This window comes from Limnobacter sp. UBA7229 (assembly GCF_002473065.1).
GTDB classification, from domain to species: Bacteria; Pseudomonadota; Gammaproteobacteria; order Burkholderiales; family Burkholderiaceae_B; genus Limnobacter; species Limnobacter profundi.
The window spans coordinates 60,235-79,553 of record NZ_DKTN01000022.1; the positions used below are offsets into that span (position 1 = coordinate 60,235).

The window sequence follows — 19,319 nt, forward strand, 5'->3', positions numbered from 1 at the left end:
CAAAGTATGGAAACTGATTTTCAAACTGTTGAAGAAGCGCGAATCAAAATACTGTCGCTTCTCAAGCCGATTACAGGCACCCGAACCGTGGCCATTCGCGACGCACTGGACCAGGTGTTGGCTGCCGATTTATTGTCCCCCATCAATGTGCCCGCGCATGACAATTCTGCGATGGATGGCTACGCCTTCAACAGCAACTGCATACAAAACGCCGACATCACCCAACTGAAAATGATTGGTACCGCCTACGCGGGCAAGGCATTCAACGGCAGTTGTGCCCATGGTGAATGCGTGCGCATTATGACTGGTGCAGTGATGCCCCAGAACTGCGACACCGTGCTGGTGCAGGAAAATGCCACTGTCAGTGGTGACCACATCAGCTTTCCACCAGGTGCAGTCAAAGCGGGCGACAACCGCAGGCTTGCCGGTGAAGACCTAACGATTGGCAAACCCGCCCTGCCCGCAGGCAAAGTGCTTCGGCCTGCCGACCTGGGTTTGCTGGCCTCGCTGGGCATTGCCGAAATTTCAGTGCGTAGAAAATTGCGGGTTGCTTTTTTCTCCACTGGCGACGAATTGCGATCCCTTGGCCAGCCACTGGATGAAGGCTGCGTGTATGACAGCAACCGCTACACACTGTATGGCATGCTGACCCGACTGCGATTCATTGAATTGCTGGATATGGGTGTGGTACACGACTCCCCGGAAGCCCTTGAACAAGCCATGTTGCAGGCCATGGAACAAGCCGATGTAATCGTGACTTCGGGCGGTGTTTCTGTGGGTGAAGCGGACTACACCAAGCATGTCATGGGAAAACTGGGCAGCGTGAATTTCTGGAAAATCGCCATGCGTCCAGGTCGCCCAATGGCTTTTGGCCAGGTTCACAACAAAGCCAATGGCAACTCCGCCTATTTGTTCGGCTTGCCGGGCAACCCAGTCGCAGTCATGGTGACCTTTTATGCATTCGTGCGCGACGCATTGTTCAAACTTGCCAATGCCAACCCCTTGCCAGTTCCCATGCTGAACGCGAAGCTGGTCCAAAACGTTCGCAAGCGCCCAGGACGGACTGAGTATCAGCGCGCTCGTCTGGTCATGGAAGATGGTGTTCTGGTTGCCCACCTAACGGGTTCACAAGGATCAGGAATTTTGCGCAGTATGTCAGAGTCAGATGGTTTGCTGGTACTTGATCACGAACAAGGTGACTTGAAAGCAGGCGATACTGTATTGGCCTTGCCCTTTGAAGGTTTGATTTAGGATACCCCCGCTCCCCACCCGGGGGAGTGAACCAAGTGAGTGATTTTCAGGGCCAAATTCAAGCGCTACCATGGGCGCACTTGAATTTCGGCCCCTGACATGCTCCAAGACCCCCGCCCAATCAAACCATTGCAACACGCCTTGTGCAGCGTGCTGGAAAACATGGGGCTGGAGTTTTTACCCAGCCAATGGGCATTGCAAGCCAATTTGGCTGAGACAGGAAACGACCCCGAACTGAATCAATTGTTGGCTTATCTATCAGCCTGCAATATTTCTCGGCAGCTGTTTCAAAATGTGTCCACCAGTGAAATAAAACACCTTGGTCCACACACGCTGGCCATGTTGCACAACGGCCAGTGTGGCTTGCTTGAAGAACTGATTGCATCGAATTCCCCACCAGCGTCCTTGAAATGGGCCCTGCAAATTGAAGCTCCCAAAACCACTGAAGACACCCGAAGCGAACCAGCGCCGGCAAGCCTGTTTGAGTTTTGGCAACAGCTTCGTGATAGCCAATGGTTGCGAGAAGCACTCGATTTTGAGAATGGAAGCTTCAAGCCGGTGATCTATGCCTCTCTGTTGATCAACTTGCTGGCCCTGGCAGGCCCGCTGTTCTCGCTACAGGTGTATGACCGCATCATTCCTAACCAGGCCTATGCATCAATGATTGCATTGCTGTTCGGTGTATTTCTTTGCCTGGGTTTTGAGCATGCTTTAAAGCATGCGCGCCATCGCTTGATGGAAATTGCGGCAACCTCCATCGACACCCGCTGCACCATGCACCTGTCAAAATCACTCTTGAATGTGCCCATCCACAAAACCGAACCAACCCTGCTTTTGCAGCACCTTCGTTCGTTCGAGCAACTGCGTGAATTGGTTACAGGCGTGTTTCTGCTTGCGCTGATTGACCTGCCGTTTCTGCTGCTTTTTCTGGCGGTAATTGCCCTGATTCACCCCCTTTTCCTGTTGATCTCGGGCGGAGTAATTGGACTCACCTTGCTGTTCATCGCCACATCTCACCGAACAATTTCCCGGCTCGGGCAAACACAAATGCGGCAAAGCCGCGAAACCCAAAGCCAATGGCTAGACTCGCTGGCCTGTCTGGACAACATTCAGGCACACGGCGTTCAGCAAGCACACAGCAAATTGTTGAACAAACTTCAGCTTAAATCGCGGCTAAGCGGCAATGCAGTTCGCGATCAAATGTTTTTAATCAATCAACGAATACACCTGTTGCAACAAGGCAGTTGGGTACTGACCATCGCGCTGGGTGTTTATTTCATTGTTGAAAAACAACTCACCGTGGGTGGCTTGATCGCAGTCTCCATGCTCACCATGCGCTGCTTTGCACCTATCCAGAAATTACAGGCCCACCTGGTACAAACCCATTCGGCCCAGGCCAGCTTCGAAGAACTGGACCGGTTTTTGGGGCAACAAACCCAAACCACTGAGCAACGCGCTGCTCTTGAACGCATCGGCACCATGGCCCTTGAATTTGCAAGCGTTTTGAAACCTGGCCGTAACAGCGAAACTGCTCAACCTTTTGACTTCATACTGCGCGCCGTGAACCTGCAACTGCACGCGGGAAACCGGCTTGGAATCATCGGTACAACTGGCTCTGGAAAAACCTCCCTGCTCAAACTGCTGGCCCAACAACTGAAATGCGATCACGGCCAACTGGCGGTCAACAAGCTTTCGATTGCACATTTTCACAGCAGTGAATTTCAATCCAAAGTGGGTTATGCAAGCCAACCCCCAGTGCTGATCAAGGGCAGTTTGCTCGACAACATTCGCTTCATGCGCCCGCACATCAGTACCGAGAACTGCTGGAAAATTCTGCAGCAACTTGGGCTCAAAGAATGGGTAGATCAACACCCGGACGGCATTCACATGGCCATTGACAGCCAGGGCAACAACTTGTCTTCAGGGCAAAAGCAGGCTGTATCGCTGTGCAGAGCGCTGGCGGGCCAACCCCAATTGGTGCTTCTGGACGAACCCACCGTGTGTCTTGATCAACACATGGAGAGCCAGCTGATGCAACATTTGCAGCAGCTGCCAGAACACAGCATTTTGGTATTCACCACACACAAGCTTGGGCTATTGGCTTGTGCAAGCAGCCTTGCACTGATGCACAAGGGGCAAATTCACGCGCAGGGCAACAAGCCTGAAGTACTACACGCAGCCAATGCACTTGCCACACAACACAAACAAAAAAATGCAGGTTGAACCATGAAAATTCAACATCACGCACAGCGAATTGTCGACTGGCTTGCCGGGCGGAATGAAGAACATCACATGCCGGCAACTGCCGGGCTGGACCAGTCAAGGCTGTGGCATGAACAACAAGTGCTCACCAAACGCCTGGTACATGGCTGCGCCCTCACCTTGCTGGCCCTGCTGGCGTGGTCTGCAATTGCAACAGTGCCCCAGGCTGCACATGGCGAGGCACGTGTGGTTCCCTCGCAGCGATTGCAGGTCATTCAAGCCGTAGACGGCGGCGTGATCAACCAGGTGTTTGTCCGCGAAGGTCAGCTGGTGAAGGCTGGTGACAAATTGGTTCAAATTGACATCACGCGTTTTTCATCAAGCCTCAAGGAAAAGGAAGCGATCGACGCCTCGTTTCAATTTCGAGAAGCCCGGTTAATGGCACAACTTAACAACACAACGCTAAACCTGCCTGCCCCATTAATTCAGCAGTACCCCGATTTGTACCTGCAAGAATCCAAGTTGCTACAAACCAAACTGCAAGAATGGGCCGCACAAACGCAAATTTATGAACAGCAGCTTGACCAACGGCAACGCGAACTCGACGAAGCACAAAGCAACGCCACCGCAGCCAAACGGAATCTGGAAATCTCGGAACAAGAATTGAGCAGCATGCGGCCACTGCTAAAAAGCGGCGCTGTATCCCCGGTTGAAGTACTGCGACTTGAACGCGATGTAGCCAAAGCCAAAGGCGACTATGAAGGTGCCAATGCACAAACCAACCGACTGTACTCTGCCATTCGCGAGGCCCGCCAGAAAATTGAAGAAATTCGATTAAAGCAAATCAACGAAGCACGCACCGAGCTCTCGGAAGTCAAGGCACGCCTGGCCAGCCTTGAGCAAAACCAGATCGAACTGAACGACAGGGTGAACCAGGCCACCTTAAAAACCCCTGTGGACGGCCTTGTACAACGTATTTTGTACAACACCCGGGGTGCCGTTGTGCCTGCGGGAAAAGAGGTGATCGAAATTGTGCCAATTGATGAACAGCTGGTTTTCGAGACACGAATCAACCCAAAAGACATCGCATTTATTCGACCAGAACAAAGCGCCAACATTCGAGTCACAGCCTATGACTATTCCATTTACGGTGCACTTGAAGGCACCGTAGAAAGTATTTCTGCGGACAGTTTGCTCGACGAATTCGGCCGACCTTACTTCAGTGTGAAAGTGACAGTGCCGCGCCTGAAAGTGCATGAAAAAATTCGTCTGATGCCTGGCATGGTCGCCAATGTCAGCATTGAAACTGAAGATCGAACTGTATTGTCCTACCTCACCAAACCTGTCATACGCGGCTCAATTCAGGCATTTACTGAACAGTAAATCAACACCAGTCATCCCAATAACTCCATAGAGTTAACTCTCACTCATCCTGACCCAATCACCTGTTTGGCACGCAGTTGATTTGGAACCAAACTCGCGACTCGATCACTTATCAATGACATCGAACCCGAGGACCCCCATGAGCGAGAAGCCCGTTGTGAATGCCCAAGAATGCGACCCAAGTACCCTTGGCCTGGCCAGGAAACCGCGCCCAGCCTTAAAGCGCAAACCGCAAACCGAGGTGGTCGTTCAACTGGGACCCTTTACCGACGGGCAAATTACTGCACCTGAAATGGTTCGTCCCCTTGAAGGACCCACGGAATGGCTGATCAAGCCAAAAACCGGTGAGATTGTTCCCTTTGACGCAGGCACACCACCCGAGAAAGATGTCATACGCAAATACATCACCGTGGGTGCCCAAGACAACGATGTTCCCGAAGACCTTCCAAAACTGAGCGAAGGCTATGTTGTGGAGCGGATTAACCAGGACCCGCTGCCCAGCATGGATGGTGAAGTTGGCGAAAATGGTGTCAACACAGTTCGCGTGGTTGAAAAAGAAGGCCCGGCCAGCGTGGAATGCAAAGACACGCCGCCACCCACGCCCGTCGATGAAAATGAAGAGCCCCCACCCGTAGACCCACCTGTGGATGAGGAAGAGGACTGCGAATGCCCTACGCCACCCACCTGCCCCCCAGTGGACGAACAGGAGGACTGTGAGCCAGAACCAGACTGCAAGCCTGAGCCTGAATGCAAACCAGAACCTGAATGTACACCCGAGCCTGAGTGCAAAACAGATCCTGATTGCCCAGAGGTTGACGCGGTTAATGACTGCGCCAGCACGAAGGTGGATTGCCCGGTGATTGTCGACGTTCTGAAAAATGACCTCGGCTGCGGTGATTTGAAAATCACCGAGGGCAGCGCCGAAAACGGCACGGTTGAAATCAGGGATGGCAAATTACACTACACACCCAACGAGGGTTTTTGCGGAGAAGATGTAATCAGCTACACCCTAGGCGATGAAAGCTGCCTGACCGACACCGCCCATGTGTATATGAACGTTGAACCTGACGATACGCCGGTGAACGACAACGACTGCCCAACCGGCTACTCCGACTGTACCGAATACACCGATAGCAACGACTACGCGGGCAATCCCAAGATGAACGACCATGAATACTCGTCTGAACAATACACAGTCGATGCGGTAGTTGAAGCGGTTCAGGAAAAGGTACAAACCTATCTGGATCAAGCCCGGGAACAAGCCAACGAATACATTCAAAGCAAAACTGGCTGGGCTTCTGGGCTCAGTTCCAGTGGTTTCGATTCTTCAGCCAGCGCACCTGCTGAAGAAGCTGCCGCAGTTTGCTGATGCAATTTAACGAACGAGCCAACATGAACACAAGCCACACACCCAACCCCACGCTGAAAACCTTGCCTGCGGCCATGGTTCTCGCCTTGCTCACCCTGAGTGCCCCTGCCGCCTGGGCACAGGAAAGCCAGGCTGTAACCGAGGTGCAAGCCCAATCAGCGACGCAAGCAACAGAAAACAATGCGCCAAATCCTTTGCAACAAAGTGTAATTAAAGGCCTGCAAAACAGTCCGACACTGGATGCCGATGTGCATGCACTCGAGGCGCAAATGGAAGAAGCCAACGTGGTATTCGGCACGTTGCTACCCACTGTCGATGCACGGGGCTCTGCTGGTCGCGAACGTACCCGGATCGAAGACGCAGACACACGCACCTACAACGCGAATTCCTACGGCATTGAGGCACGCCAAAACCTGTACAACGGTTTTGCCTCCCAGGCTCGCTACCTCGCGGCCTACTCTGGAGCCATGCAAAGCTATTACCGATACCTGAACAAAGCCAATCAGGTTGCCTTTGAGGCCTCTAGCGCCCATGTTGATGTATCCCGCTTTCAGGCACTGACTCGCCTGTCAGAGGACAACTTGAAATATCACCAAGACCTGATGAACCGCATTGAAGAAAAGGTCAAAAGTGGCGTGACACGTCAATCTGATCTGGAACAGGCACGCAGCCGATACACCCTGGCCTTGGGTAACCTGGCCACCGAGAAGGCCAACACTTTCTCTGCGATGGCCAACTACCAAAGAATTACCGACACGGTTTGGCCTGTCAACCAAGCCGGGGAGTATGTTGTAAACGCAAACTTTGAAGTTGAAAACAGGGAACGTCTGGTGTTCGCCCTGAACAACCACCCACTGCTCAAGGCATCCAACGCATCCATTGCCACGGCCAAACAGGAAGTAACTGCGGCCAGCGAGGGTTTTCATCCCCGCCTTGATTTGCGTGCAAAAACCGATGTGTACAGCAACTACCTTTCCACATTCGACGAACGTCAAATTTCATCAATCGACTTGCTGGCCACGATTAACCTGTACCGCGGTGGCGCCGACAATGCCTCCCGAAATGCCGCGATCAAACGTCGACTTCGCAGCCTGGACGACAAACTGGTCATTTGCAGAGCCATTCGACAATCCACCCAAACCTCGCTTTTCGATGTGGTCAGTTCGCAAAAAAAACTGAATTACTTTCGCGAACAGGCAGCTGCAATTACCAAAGCACGAGCTGCCTATGAACAACAATTCGCGGTGGGCCGACGCAGCCTGCTCGATTTGCTGAGTGCTGAAAATGAGTACTATCAGGCCCAGCGTGCCCTGATCAATATTGAAGCTGATTTGAGTATTTCAAAACTGAAATTGCTGGCTGCCACTGGCCAGCTCACCACACTGTTTGCGGTGGATGCACTGGTCAATGCCGATGAGCCCACCAAGCGCAACGTACTGTTCTACACAGAACAAACCCAAAGTGGTGCTGAAGCTGAAGGTTGTCCAGCCAGCTTGATTAATCTGGAAGACTTCGATTTGCCCAACATCGGATTCGATGAGGCCTTGAAGTCAGTGGATGCCACAAACAGCTTGCCTCCAATTCAGTTGGCTCAGCTGGACAATGGTGGCGTGGCCAACCCACAGGTGGCTGCATTTGGCGACCCTGCGGAAGTCTCCAAAAGCCTGATCGACAAAACCAAGGCATGGGCCAAGGCTTGGGAAAGCAAAGACTTGAACAGTTACATCGCCTTTTACGCGCCAAACTTCAAGCCCGAAGAAGGCAGCTACGAAGCATGGGTCAGCAACCGACGTGATCGAATTTCAAAAGCACAGGGAATCGACATCGAAATTTCTGACTTGCAAGTGATACCAAGTTTTGACAAACCCGATGAGTACGAAATCAGCTTTGTTCAAGATTACCGTGCAAAGTTTTATCAAGAACGCTCGAAAAAGGTACTGACCTGGAAAGAAAACAAAGGCATTTGGCAAATTATCCGGGAACAAAACATGCCTGTGACCACAGCACAAACCCAAGGCAGGAAAAACCTGAATCTTGCTGAAGCCAAGGTCGATTAATTTTGCAATTACTGCCCAATCAGGCTGCGGGCCAACACCCGCAGTCGCTCGTACACCACGCACTTGCTCAGGCTCAAGCTGCCTGATTCCGAATAAACCCCAGCCGTTCCTGCAGGAAGCACACCTTCCTCAAAATCGTTTAGCGCGTTGAACTCACCACCCTGCTCTACACCACCTGCTGCCACGCGGCTTGCACGCACCACACTGACACCATTTAACAGCAAGCGACGCAACACCGGCACACAGGCCTCTGGAATGTTGCCATGCCCCGGTGCAGCCACCACCACCGAGGCAGGTTTGCGATTCAGCAAATCATTCAATTGACGCAAAGGCCCGTTGCCCGGTGTGCAAAACACCACGGGCACCTCCATCGCCTCAAACAATGGGTGCGCTTGCGTGCCTGCATCAAACAAATTGGAAAATTGACCCAGCATTCCCACATCGGTGGGTGGGTTCAACGCGGTAAAGTTATTAAACCAGTTCGCATTCGGCAGCACTGAATACGGACCATCAAACGCATCAAAACCAGCTGTACTTTGTTTCTCAACATGTTGCGCTGGCGTAAACAAACCTTGCATGAACAGGCCAAATGGCACTTCGCAATTGGACAGGTGCGCTGGCAAAGAGAGCAAAGCAAAATCGAGGGCACCACTCAGATTACTGGGTCCGTCAGCATCCTCTGCATCCGAAGGCAGCATGGCCCCTGTAAAAACCAAGGGTTTGACCAAAAGCGCAGCAGGCAAAGTTAGATAAAGGAAGTACAACATGTCTTCCATGGTGTCGGTGCCGTGCGTCACCACAATTGCGTCGATGCCAGGGAACTGAAGCAAACGGATCAACGCAGCACGCAGTTGCAACATATGAGCCAATTCAAGATTTTGACTACCAATGCTGTACGGCTGCTCAAAATGCCACTGCGCATGGCGAAGCAAACCGGGTATTCCCATTACAAGGCTTTCACCGCTACGCTGGGCCGATTCATAAGCCCAGGTTTCGGAACCCTCGATCAGCGTACCGGCGATGGTGCCACCCGTGGCCACCAAAGCCACGCGCGGCAGGGTATCAAGCGTTTGCGGGCGCATCGTCATCATCCAGCAGGTCGACCTTGCCGTCATTTAATCCAAGCAACTCGATCGCATCTTTTTCAGGCAATTCATCAACACCTTTCAGTTTTTTCTGCATAACACGTGAACGTGTTTCAGCCTGCTCGATATTTTTGGCGGCGCGCTCAAGCGTGTCACGTGTTTTGGCAAGTATGTCGCCAAACTTGCCGAATTCGGTTTTAACAGCGCTGAGCACAGTCCACACCTCGCTTGAACGTTTTTCAAGCGCCAGTGTTTTAAAGCCCAACTGCAAGGCGTTTAATAATGTGGTTAAGGTGATTGGGCCAGCAACTGTAACCCTGTGAAGGCGTTGCAGGTCATCGACCAAACCAGGGCGCTTCACCACCTCGGCATACAGGCCCTCGGTGGGCAAAAACAAAATACCGAAATCGGTGGTGTATGGGGGGGCCAGGTATTTCTCGGCAATGGTTTTTGCTTCGGCGCGTATGGCCATTTCGAGCGCTTTGGAAGCGACTGCAACGCCATCAGCGTCCGCGCGGTCAAAGCACTCCTGAAGGCGCTCGTATTGTTCTTTAGGGAATTTTGAATCGATGGGCAACCACACCGGTTGATCGTCTTCTTTACCGGGCAAGCGCACTGCAAATTCAACAATGTTGTGGCTGCCAGGCACTGGCTTGATGTTGCGACCAAATTGCGAGGGGGTCAGCATTTGCTCCAGCAGGGCTTGCAGCTGCACTTCGCCCCAAGTACCACGGCTTTTTACATTGGTAAGCACGCGCTTCAAATCACCGACACCGGTGGCCAGTGTTTGCATTTCGCCCAAGCCTTTGTACACCTGCTCAAGGCGTTCGCTCACTTGCTTGAAGGACTCGCCCAAGCGGGTTTCAAGTGTGGCGTGCAGTTTCTCGTCCACTGTTTTTCGCATCAATTCCAGCTTGCTGGCGTTGTCGTCTTGAATGTCTTTCAATTTCTGCTCAACCGACAAGCGAATTTGCGTGAGCTGGTCTTGAATCAGGGTGTTGGTGCGGTGCAGTGTTTCAGAAAACTGGTTCAGCTTTTCAGACTGAATTTGATTGCCCTGCGTGAACTGCCCGACGATAACCTGCTGCAAACCATGCGCGGCCTGCTGGCTTTCCGTGCGCGCCTGTGCAAACGTTTGCGTCAACAATTCAGATTGCTTGCTTTGGCGCGCTTCAATGTCTTGATTAAGCAGGCGAAGTTGCTTGCCCAATTCTTCAGATACAAAACGCTGCTGTGCCTGCGCGTCGAGCAGCTCATCGAGATTGGCAAGAACCTGCTGCTGAAACTGAGCCAGTTCAGTCGAGTTGTCGAGCGTCATTCTTCGGTACACCAGCACCAAGCCGAACAACACTAGCAACAGCAAGCCCACCACGGCCCAAATCAGTTGTCCGTCCATCAACTTATTCGCCCTTGATCGAAACAGTCTTCAAGCCCTTGGCGCTGCCTTCGGGATCGGGTTTGTTGCGCATCCAGTCTGCGGTGCGGAAGAATGAAAGCATTAGCCCTTCAATCACTTTCTCGGGCAGTTGCATGGCGCGCAGCGCGTTCACCATGCACAGCAACCACTGGTCGCGGTCTTCACTGGAAATTGGAAATGGCATGTGGCGCATGCGCAAGCGTGGGTGACCAAACTGCGGTGAATACAGGTCGGGGCCGCCCAGCCAGCCCGACAAAAACAGGTAAAACTTTTCGCGTGAATGGTCCAGGTGAACCGGGTGCAGTTTGCGAATGCGCTCGAAACTCGGATTTTGATCCATTTCGTCGTAGAACAGATCAACCAGCTTGCGCACGCCAGCTTGCTGCTCTTCTGGCGTACTGCCGAAGTAGACAATCGGCGGCTTGGGTTGCGCGTTGGCGCTACTGGTGTTACTGGTTGAATCGTTGTTGCTCATGGAGGTGCCGGTATGAATATGGGTATATCCCACATTGTAACCGTGCACTGCCATGTAAATTCGACTGTAATTCGATTAGTCGCTGGCTTGCTAGGCAGCAGCTTGCCTTAAGGTTTGCATCACGGGGGCGCGGCAAACCTTGTTGACCGACCAGGCACCAAACAACACCGACACCACTGCACCCGCAACCACACCAGCCACAATGTGCATGGGCGACAAAAAGTACTCAAACTCGAACACAAAATGCGCCACGCCCCAACCCAGGCCTTGGGCAGCAATGGCTGCCACCAAACCTGCCAGCGCACCCAGCACGGAAAGTTCAAGCCAAGCGGCGCGTTGCAGCTGAGCAGTGGATGCCCCCATGGCCCGATAAATTGCAGCCTCACGGGTACGCACACGTGCACCTGTCATTACGCAGGCCACCACCACCAAACCACCCGCAGCCACAGTGAACAAAAATACAAACTGAACAGCCTGGCCCACCTGCCCTAAAATTTTACGAAGTTGGGTGATCACCAGTTCAGTGTCCAGCACAGTGAGATTGGGGTAATCGCGCACCAGCTCACGCGACACGGGAATGGCCTTGTCTTCTTGCAAACTGACCGAGGTAATCCAGGTCTGCGGAAAACTTTGCAGCACCTCGGTTGGAAACACCATGAAGAAATTCACCTCCATGGAGTCCCAGCGCAATTCGCGGATGCTGGTAATTTCAGCCGTTAAGGGCGTACCTGCGATGTCAAAGGTGAGCTTGTCGCCCAGGCCTATGCCCAAACGCTCAGCCACACCGTCTTCCACGGACACTTCGGCTTTGGTGGGAGTTTCATCAAACCAGCTTCCCACAGCGACGGTATTGTGCGTGGGCAAGGTGTCGGCAAAACTTAAATTCAATTCACGCTCCACAGTGTTGCGGGCACGTTCATCGGTAAAGGTATCCGCCGTGATGGTTTCGCCGTTGATGGCGCTTAAGCGCCCGCGCACCATGGGGTACAAATTGACCGGACTTTGGCTTGCGGTGTTCAATGTTTGTTGAACACCTTCAACCTGATCGGGTTGAATGTTGAACACAAAGCGATTGGGGGCGTCTTCCGGTACGGCTTCTTGCCAACGGTCGATCAAATCGCCCTGAACCACAGCCAGCATTAACAGTGCAGCCAGCCCCAGGGCAAGGCTTACTCCCTGCAACACCAGGGTGCTTGCACGTTTGGACATGCTTTGAAAAACCGCGATATTGGTGCCTGCACTTTTTTTGCCTTTGCCCAAATAGGCGAGAGCCTTGAGCAGCCCCCAGAACAACAGCGCAAACACCAGCGAGGTGCCTACAAAACCAGCAAACAACAACAGGGCCAACACGACATTGTTCACAATGAGCAAGCACACCGCAATGGCAGTCAACACACCAAACAGCACTGACAGCACCAGTTGCCCCCGGCTACTTTTCAATGTTTGGTGCCGAATGACGGCGACTGCAGGCGCGCGCAAGGCGTACCAGGTGGGCACTGCCGCAAAACCCAGCAACAACAACGCTGACAGCAGCATGCCCATGGGCAGGTAATGCAAACCGGCCAGTGGTAAATCGACGCCCACCAGCTCAGCCAACAGGGCCAGCAAGCCCCAATGCGCCGCCCACCCCAGGGCCACACCCAGCACGCCAGCGCCCAGCGTTAACATGCCCATGCCAATAGCCCACATGCGCAGCAAACGTTTGGGGGTGTAGCCCAGGCTTTTCAATACTGCCAATTCGCTGGCCTGTTCTTTGGCAAACAAGTGCGCCACCAGCGCAATGCCCACACAGGCCACCATGGTGCCGATCAAAGCAGCCATGGCCAGGAAATCATTGGCGCGCTCAAGCGTACCGCTGACCTCAGGTCGACCGTTCTCCAGGGTTTCGATCTCCTCAACAGGCGACAGCACTGGAGTCAATTCGGAAATCAGCTGATTGATCACCGGCTGAGCGCCAGTGAAGTAAATACGCCAGGTGGCCCGTGATCCCAAGCCCAACAACTTGGATTCTTCGAGGTCAGCGGTATTCATCATGACCCGGGGGGCGAAGTTCACAAAGCCACCGCCACGGTCGGGTTCTACCAAAATAACCCGGGTCACAGGGCGAGTAATTTCGCCCACTTGAATTGAATCACCCAACTGAACATCCAGCGAACCCAGCACGCCTTGGTCTACCCACAATTCGCCCTGAGGCGGGCCACTGGACACTTTTTCATCTTGACCCTGTGCGTTTCGAACCGTGAGTTGCCCGCGAAGGGGATACATGTTGTTCACAGCCTTCAACGAAACCAGCAAGTCGACCCGCTCCGAGGGCACAACGCTTGGAAATACAACGCTTTCAGCCTGCTTGAGTGTTGCGTATTCCGGTTTATCAAGAATGGAAAGCCATGGTGCATTGGCGGTGTTCCGCTTGGACTCGATAACCAAATCACCGCCCAACATTTGACTGGCATCGCGCACCAAGGCTGCCTCGATTCGGGCTGAGAACACGCCCACAGATGAAATGGCCGCCACGGCCAACACCAAAGCCACGAACAAAATGCGGAACGATGCACGGCGTGACTGCCGTGCCCAGTACTGAAAAGACTGCATGAGGGAAGCACTTGCTGGGTAAAACACCAGTTTAGGACAAAGCGTGGGGGTACAGGTTCCCCTGTTTATTGCGGCGCAGTAATTTCTTCACGAATAAAACACGCAAAAAATTGACCGATCGTGCTATTTTGAGTGCAGATTTGAACGCTCACTCCAACAATAAAAATTACTTTTCAGTAACATAAGTAAATACATTACAAAAAACTACCGATTTTTAAGGAGACGGTAACGTGTCTGACGCATTTCCCCATTTGAATTCTCCGCTTGATCTCGGCTTCACCACCCTGCGCAACCGCATCATGATGGGTTCGATGCACACCGGCCTGGAAGACAAATACAAGGAATTTGACAAGTTTGCGGCCTACTTTGAGGCACGCGCCAAGGGTGGTACCGCTTTGATTGTGACCGGTGGTTTTTCACCCAATCTGGAAGGCTGGCTGTACCCGTTTGCATCGAAGCTGAGCAGCAGCGGTGCAATCAAGCACCACAAAAAGGTAACCGAAGCCGTGCACAAGCACGACGGCAAAATTGTGATGCAATTGCTGCATGCAGGCCGTTATGCCTACCACCCGCTTAGCGTGTCGGCCTCCAATGTGAAGTCATCGATCAATCCGTTCAAGCCACGTGAAATTGGCGACTTCGGTATTCGCCGAACCATTGCAGCCTTTGCACGCTCGGCCAAAATTGCCCAAGAAGCGGGCTATGACGGCGTGGAAGTCATGGGCTCAGAAGGCTACTTCCTGAACCAATTCATTTGCAAGCGAACCAATCACCGAACAGACCGTTGGGGTGGTTCAGTAGAAAACCGTGCCCGTTTGTCGGTTGAAATTGTTCGCCGCATTCGCGAAACCGTGGGCGAAAAGTTCATCATCATTTACCGCCATTCACTGCTGGACTTGGTTGAAGGCGGCAACACCTGGGATGAAGTGAGCTACATAGCCCGCGAAATTGAAAAAGCTGGGGCCACCATGATCAACACCGGCATTGGCTGGCACGAAGCCCGTGTGCCCACGATTGTCACTTCCGTGCCCCGCGCGGCTTTCGCTGAACTGACTGCCCGCCTGCGCAAAGAGCTCAAGATTCCGGTGATTGCGTCCAACAGGATCAATAAACCTGAGGTGGCCGAGCAATTGTTGGCCGAGGGTTCATGCGACATGGTTTCCATGGCCCGCCCTTTGTTGGCTGACCCCGACTTCGCGATCAAAGCCAAAGAAGGCCGCGCCGACGAAATCAACGTGTGCATTGCCTGTAACCAAGCCTGCCTTGATCACACCTTCAGCCTGAAGCGGGCTTCATGCCTGGTGAATCCACGCGCTTGCCACGAAACCGAAATTGTGGACAAACCGCTGGAGCGGAAGAAGAAAATTGCGGTGGTGGGTGCAGGCCCAGCGGGCCTGGCTTCGGCCACAGAACTGGCACGCCGTGGGCACAACGTGACCCTGTTTGACAAAGCCCCTGAAATTGGTGGGCAGTTCAACATGGCCAAACAGATTCCGGGCAAAGAAGAATTCCATGAAACCATCAGCTACTTCAAACGCCAGCTGGAATTGAAGAAAGTGGATGTTCGCCTGAACACCGTGGTTGATGCTGCCCTGATTTCCAAAGAGCGTTTCGATGAAGTGATACTGGCAACGGGCATCAAGCCGCGTACGCCGGGAATTGAAGGCATTGACCACCCCAAGGTGATGAGCTATATCGACGTGCTTCTGCACAAAAAAGAAGTGGGCCAGAAAGTGGCCGTGATTGGTGCCGGCGGTATTGGCTTTGATGTGTCGGAATACTTGACGCACGACTTTGCCCACCCTTCCCCCACACTCGACCTGGAAAGCTGGAAAAAGGAATGGGGCATTACCTTTGACCCCAAGAATGCAGGCGGCATAGATGGCGTGCAAGCCGAGCCACCCAAGCCCGCACGTGAGGTTTGGCTGTGCCAGCGCAAGGACGAACCCTTGGGCAAACGCTTGGGTAAAACATCAGGCTGGGTGCACAAGGCCAGCTTGAAAAGCCGCCGTGTTCACTTCATGCAAGGTGTGGAGTACTTGAAAATCGACGACCGCGGTTTGCATGTGATGAGCGCGCATGGCCCGCAAATTCTGGAAGTGGACAACATTATTATTTGTGCGGGCCAAGACCCGTTGCGTGAACTGGTTGAACCAATCGAGGCACTGGGCGTACCCGTGCATTTGGTGGGTGGTTCATCGGTGGCCGCCGAACTGGACGCCAAACGTGCAATTAACCAAGCCACTCGCCTGGCTGTAACCCTGTAAAGGCAGAAGAAAAATGAGTGAGAAATCGATGTTGCAAAAGGTGTATGCGCAAGTGGACAAACTGCCCACGCCTTTGAAAACCCGTGCCTTTACCCTGCTGTTTGGCCGTGCGGTGAAGTATTTTAAAACCAGTGGCTTGAAGTTTGAATGGATTGAACCCAACCATTCAATCGTGGTGATTAAAAATCGCCCCTACGTGCAAAACCACATTGGCACCGTGCATGCAGTGGCCATGATCATGATTGCAGAATCGGCCACCGGCGCATTGGTGGGTTTGAATGTGCCAGCCAACGCAATACCGGTGATCAAGCGCATGGAAGTGGATTACCGCAAACGCGCCGCTGGCGACATGCGTGCTGAAGCCATGCTGACACAAGAACAAATCACCATGATGCAGACCGAGGAACGTGGTGAAGTGGATGTGGCGGTAACGATTATCGATGGTGAAAGCAAAGAACCTATCTTCGTTCGCGCCATTTGGGCTTGGACCCCAAAGCGCAAGGGCTAAACTACTGCTATAACTACACGGCAAGGAGACACCCGCATGGCCCCATTTGAATTCAGAACAGTGAACCGCATTGTGTGCGAATCGGGCAGTTCGCTGCGAATGGCTGACATGTTGGCCCCCTTGCTGACCCAGCAAGGGCTGAAAACCGAAAGGGTGTTCATGCTGGTTGACCCCTTCATTGCGGGCACCGAGGCCTTTAAAACCATTTGTGAAAACCTGGCCACAGCAGGCCACGCAATTCACAGTTGCAACGATGTAGAACCCGACCCGCCCGAGGCTTTGGTGCACCGGGTCACTTCATTGGCCAAGGAATTCAAGGCCGATGTGGTGGTGGCCATTGGTGGCGGTTCCACGCTTGATGTAGCCAAACTGATTGCGGTGTTGGCGCGCGGCAAACAAGAACTGAAAACCATGTACGGTGTGGGTAATGTGACCAGCGACAGGCTGCCTTTGGTGTTGGTGCCCACCACTGCCGGCACCGGCAGCGAAGTGACCCCAATTTCAATTGTGACCACGGGTGTGGACACCAAAATGGGAGTGGTGTCGCCTGTGTTGTATGGCGACCTGGCCATTCTGGATGCCGACTGGACAATCAGCCTGCCCCAACATGTAACGGCGGCCACCGGCATTGATGCCATGGTGCATGCGATAGAGGCTTACACCAGTAAACGCCTGAAAAACCCCTATGCTGATTTTTTGGCCTGTGAAGCGCTGCGCCTGTTGGCTGCCAACCTGCACACCGTGTGCCAAGAACCGGGCAACCGCGAGGCACGCCAGGCGATGATGTTGGGTTCTTGCATGGCTGGCCAGGCGTTTGCCAACGCGCCTGTGGGTGCGGTGCATGCGCTGGCTTATCCAATCGGCGGTATATTTCACGTGCCACACGGCTTGAGCAATTCGCTGGTGCTGCCGCATGTGTTGCGCTTTAATTTGCCCGCTGCGGAACAGCAGTATGCCGAGCTGGCACAAGTGTTGAAGCTGGGCCACCATGGAGACAATACGGAGCAGCTGGCCCAGGCCTTTATTGACTACACAGCCACATTGTCGCCTTCCACAGGTTTGCCGGTTGGCTTGCGCGAAGTGGGTATTGGCGAGAACGATTTGCCGGTGATGGCCAGTGCAGCCATGCTGCAAACCCGCCTGTTGAGCAATAACCCGCGCGATGTGAACGAGGCCCAGGCCTTGGCCATTTATCAAGCAGCCTACTAAGAATATTCAAACGTCGACCATGACCACTCTGGCCCAATACCCACTGCATCAACTAGTTCAAACCCGTTGGCACGACAACGACATTTACGGACACGTGAACAATGTGGTGTATTACAGCTACTTCGACAGTGTGGTGAACCGTTACCTGATTGAAGAAGGCGGGCTGGACATTCACAACGGGGAGGTGGTGGGTTTTGTGGTGGAAAGCCAGTGCAAATACCTGAAACCCCTGGCCTACCCTGAGCCGGTTACGGCCGGCCTGCGGGTGGGTAAACTGGGCAACAGTTCAGTGCGCTATGAATTGGGTTTGTTCAACGCCAAAGGCGAATTGTGCGCGGAAGGCTACTTCATTCACGTGTTTGTGAACAAGGCCAGCAACACCCCCACCCCAATACCCGATGGCATTCGCAGCAAACTGGCTTTGTTGGTGGTCTGACGATTGGGTGTGAGTGGTCGGCTCAAGCCTTTCTGTCGTATTGCGCGCGAATATTCTTAGCCACTTCCAGCAAGCCTGCTGGAGACAAATCATGCAGTTCAATCAAAGGTGATGCATCAATATTGGGGTACTCGCGCAAAATTGAGCGGCGGTAGGCTGGGTCGTAATGATTGCGCATCAGCCGCTCAAACAGCTCGGGCATTTTGCGCTCGGCAGCCAATTGCTCCCATTCTTCAAATTCCTTGCCGCCCACCAGGCTGCGGATAAAACGCAACCGTTCCAGCAAGCCTTCTGGATCTTCTTCAAAGTGTTTGTAATCCTGTCGCCAAAGCTCAACCCGTTGCTGCATGTCGGCATGCACGCGAATGGTTTTGCCCCTGCGCATGGAATCAAGCATGGCTGTGGGTATCTGAACATTTCCAATCTTTTTGCTTTCGGCTTCAACCCACACTGGGCGTGTGGGATCGCATTTCGCGAGTTCTTCCAACAGTAAGGTGTCGAAATACTTTTGCGAGGGTTGTGGAGTACCAGGCACCGCCCCAATGATTGATCCTCTGTGACGGGCGATGGCCTCCAGATCAACAACCTGGCAACCTGCTTCACGCAAGGCATACAACAGGCGGGTTTTGCCGCAACCCGTGGGGCTGCTTAAAACGTGATACTCAAATTTGGTGGGCGCAGTTTCCAGCTGCTCATTCACCCAACGTCTGTAAGCTTTCCAGCCGCCAGGCAGTTTTTGAACGTTGTAACCAATGGTTTCAAGCGCATCAACCCACAGCTTGCTGCGCTTTCCACCCCGAAAACAGTACACCAGCACCTTGCCGTCTTTGGGATATTTCGGCAAATCCTCGCTGAGGTGACGTGCAATATTGGCCAGCGAATAGCGCACACCAATGCTGTAGGCGCCCATTTTGTCGGTGCGATGAAGGGTGCCTACTTCTGCATATTCATCGTTGTTGACCACAGGCATGTTGACCGCACCAGGAATGTGATCTTCCTCGAACTCGCGGGGCGAGCGTGCGTCAATTATCAGGTCATAAGAGGAAAAATCATGCATGAAAAAGGCCA

General features: G+C 53.2%; 14 protein-coding genes. 9 read left to right on the forward strand and 5 right to left on the reverse strand.

Annotation, left to right across the window (positions count from 1 at the left end):
* The first annotated feature begins 6 nt into the window (after window positions 1–6).
* The 5 genes from glp to B4C79_RS12095 all read left to right on the forward strand — a co-directional run bounded on the left by glp (window position 7) and on the right by B4C79_RS12095 (window position 8,262).
* A complete protein-coding gene (gene glp / locus B4C79_RS12075) occupies window positions 7–1,251 on the forward strand; it encodes a gephyrin-like molybdotransferase Glp (RefSeq protein WP_291743334.1) in 1,245 nt (414 codons plus the stop codon).
* A gap of 99 nt (window positions 1,252–1,350) precedes the next feature.
* A complete protein-coding gene (locus B4C79_RS12080) occupies window positions 1,351–3,474 on the forward strand; it encodes an ATP-binding cassette domain-containing protein (protein ID WP_291743336.1) in 2,124 nt (707 codons plus the stop codon).
* Between the two features lie 3 nt (window positions 3,475–3,477).
* Entirely contained in the window at window positions 3,478–4,836 is a 1,359-nt protein-coding gene (locus B4C79_RS12085; protein WP_171098919.1) for an HlyD family type I secretion periplasmic adaptor subunit, read from the forward strand.
* 139 nt (window positions 4,837–4,975) lie between these two features.
* A complete protein-coding gene (locus B4C79_RS12090; RefSeq protein ID WP_291740458.1) occupies window positions 4,976–6,205 on the forward strand; it encodes an Ig-like domain-containing protein in 1,230 nt (409 codons plus the stop codon).
* 23 nt (window positions 6,206–6,228) lie between these two features.
* On the forward strand, window positions 6,229–8,262 hold the full coding sequence (locus tag B4C79_RS12095) for a TolC family protein (protein WP_291740456.1): 2,034 nt from the start codon (window positions 6,229–6,231) through the stop codon (window positions 8,260–8,262).
* A gap of 8 nt (window positions 8,263–8,270) precedes the next feature.
* On the opposite strand, the gene B4C79_RS12100 is transcribed toward B4C79_RS12095, so the two are convergent.
* From B4C79_RS12100 to B4C79_RS12115, 4 genes are all read right to left on the reverse strand, one after another.
* A complete protein-coding gene (locus tag B4C79_RS12100; RefSeq protein WP_291740453.1) occupies window positions 8,271–9,344 on the reverse strand; it encodes an asparaginase domain-containing protein in 1,074 nt (357 codons plus the stop codon).
* Window positions 9,325–10,743: a DNA recombination protein RmuC gene (gene rmuC, locus B4C79_RS12105; protein WP_291740451.1), complete on the reverse strand. Its 1,419-nt coding sequence runs from the start codon at window positions 10,741–10,743 to the stop codon at window positions 9,325–9,327. Before rmuC ends, B4C79_RS12100 begins: the two co-directional genes overlap by 20 nt.
* A 4-nt stretch (window positions 10,744–10,747) precedes the next feature.
* Window positions 10,748–11,239: a group II truncated hemoglobin gene (locus B4C79_RS12110; protein WP_291752046.1), complete on the reverse strand. Its 492-nt coding sequence runs from the start codon at window positions 11,237–11,239 to the stop codon at window positions 10,748–10,750.
* Between the two features lie 90 nt (window positions 11,240–11,329).
* On the reverse strand, window positions 11,330–13,831 hold the full coding sequence (locus B4C79_RS12115) for an ABC transporter permease (RefSeq protein ID WP_291739530.1): 2,502 nt from the start codon (window positions 13,829–13,831) through the stop codon (window positions 11,330–11,332).
* A 230-nt stretch (window positions 13,832–14,061) separates the two neighbouring features.
* On the opposite strand from B4C79_RS12115, the gene B4C79_RS12120 reads away from it, so the two are divergent.
* From B4C79_RS12120 to B4C79_RS12135, 4 genes are read left to right on the forward strand one after another with little or no spacing between them, the layout of a single operon-like run.
* Window positions 14,062–16,098, forward strand: coding sequence for an NADPH-dependent 2,4-dienoyl-CoA reductase (locus tag B4C79_RS12120; RefSeq protein WP_291739531.1), 2,037 nt, complete (start codon window positions 14,062–14,064; stop codon window positions 16,096–16,098).
* 13 nt (window positions 16,099–16,111) lie between these two features.
* Window positions 16,112–16,606 carry a DUF4442 domain-containing protein gene (locus B4C79_RS12125; RefSeq protein ID WP_291739532.1) on the forward strand — a complete coding sequence of 165 codons (495 nt, stop codon included), beginning with the start codon at window positions 16,112–16,114 and terminating at the stop codon, window positions 16,604–16,606.
* A 36-nt stretch (window positions 16,607–16,642) separates the two neighbouring features.
* Complete coding sequence (locus B4C79_RS12130; protein ID WP_291752047.1) at window positions 16,643–17,815, forward strand: iron-containing alcohol dehydrogenase; 1,173 nt, start codon at window positions 16,643–16,645, stop codon at window positions 17,813–17,815.
* Between the two features lie 19 nt (window positions 17,816–17,834).
* Window positions 17,835–18,251, forward strand: coding sequence for an acyl-CoA thioesterase (locus tag B4C79_RS12135; RefSeq protein ID WP_291740795.1), 417 nt, complete (start codon window positions 17,835–17,837; stop codon window positions 18,249–18,251).
* A 22-nt stretch (window positions 18,252–18,273) separates the two neighbouring features.
* Here B4C79_RS12135 and mnmH read toward each other — a convergent pair whose 3' ends face one another.
* Window positions 18,274–19,308: a tRNA 2-selenouridine(34) synthase MnmH gene (mnmH, locus tag B4C79_RS12140; RefSeq protein WP_291740798.1), complete on the reverse strand. Its 1,035-nt coding sequence runs from the start codon at window positions 19,306–19,308 to the stop codon at window positions 18,274–18,276.
* Between the last annotated feature and the right edge of the window lie 11 nt (window positions 19,309–19,319).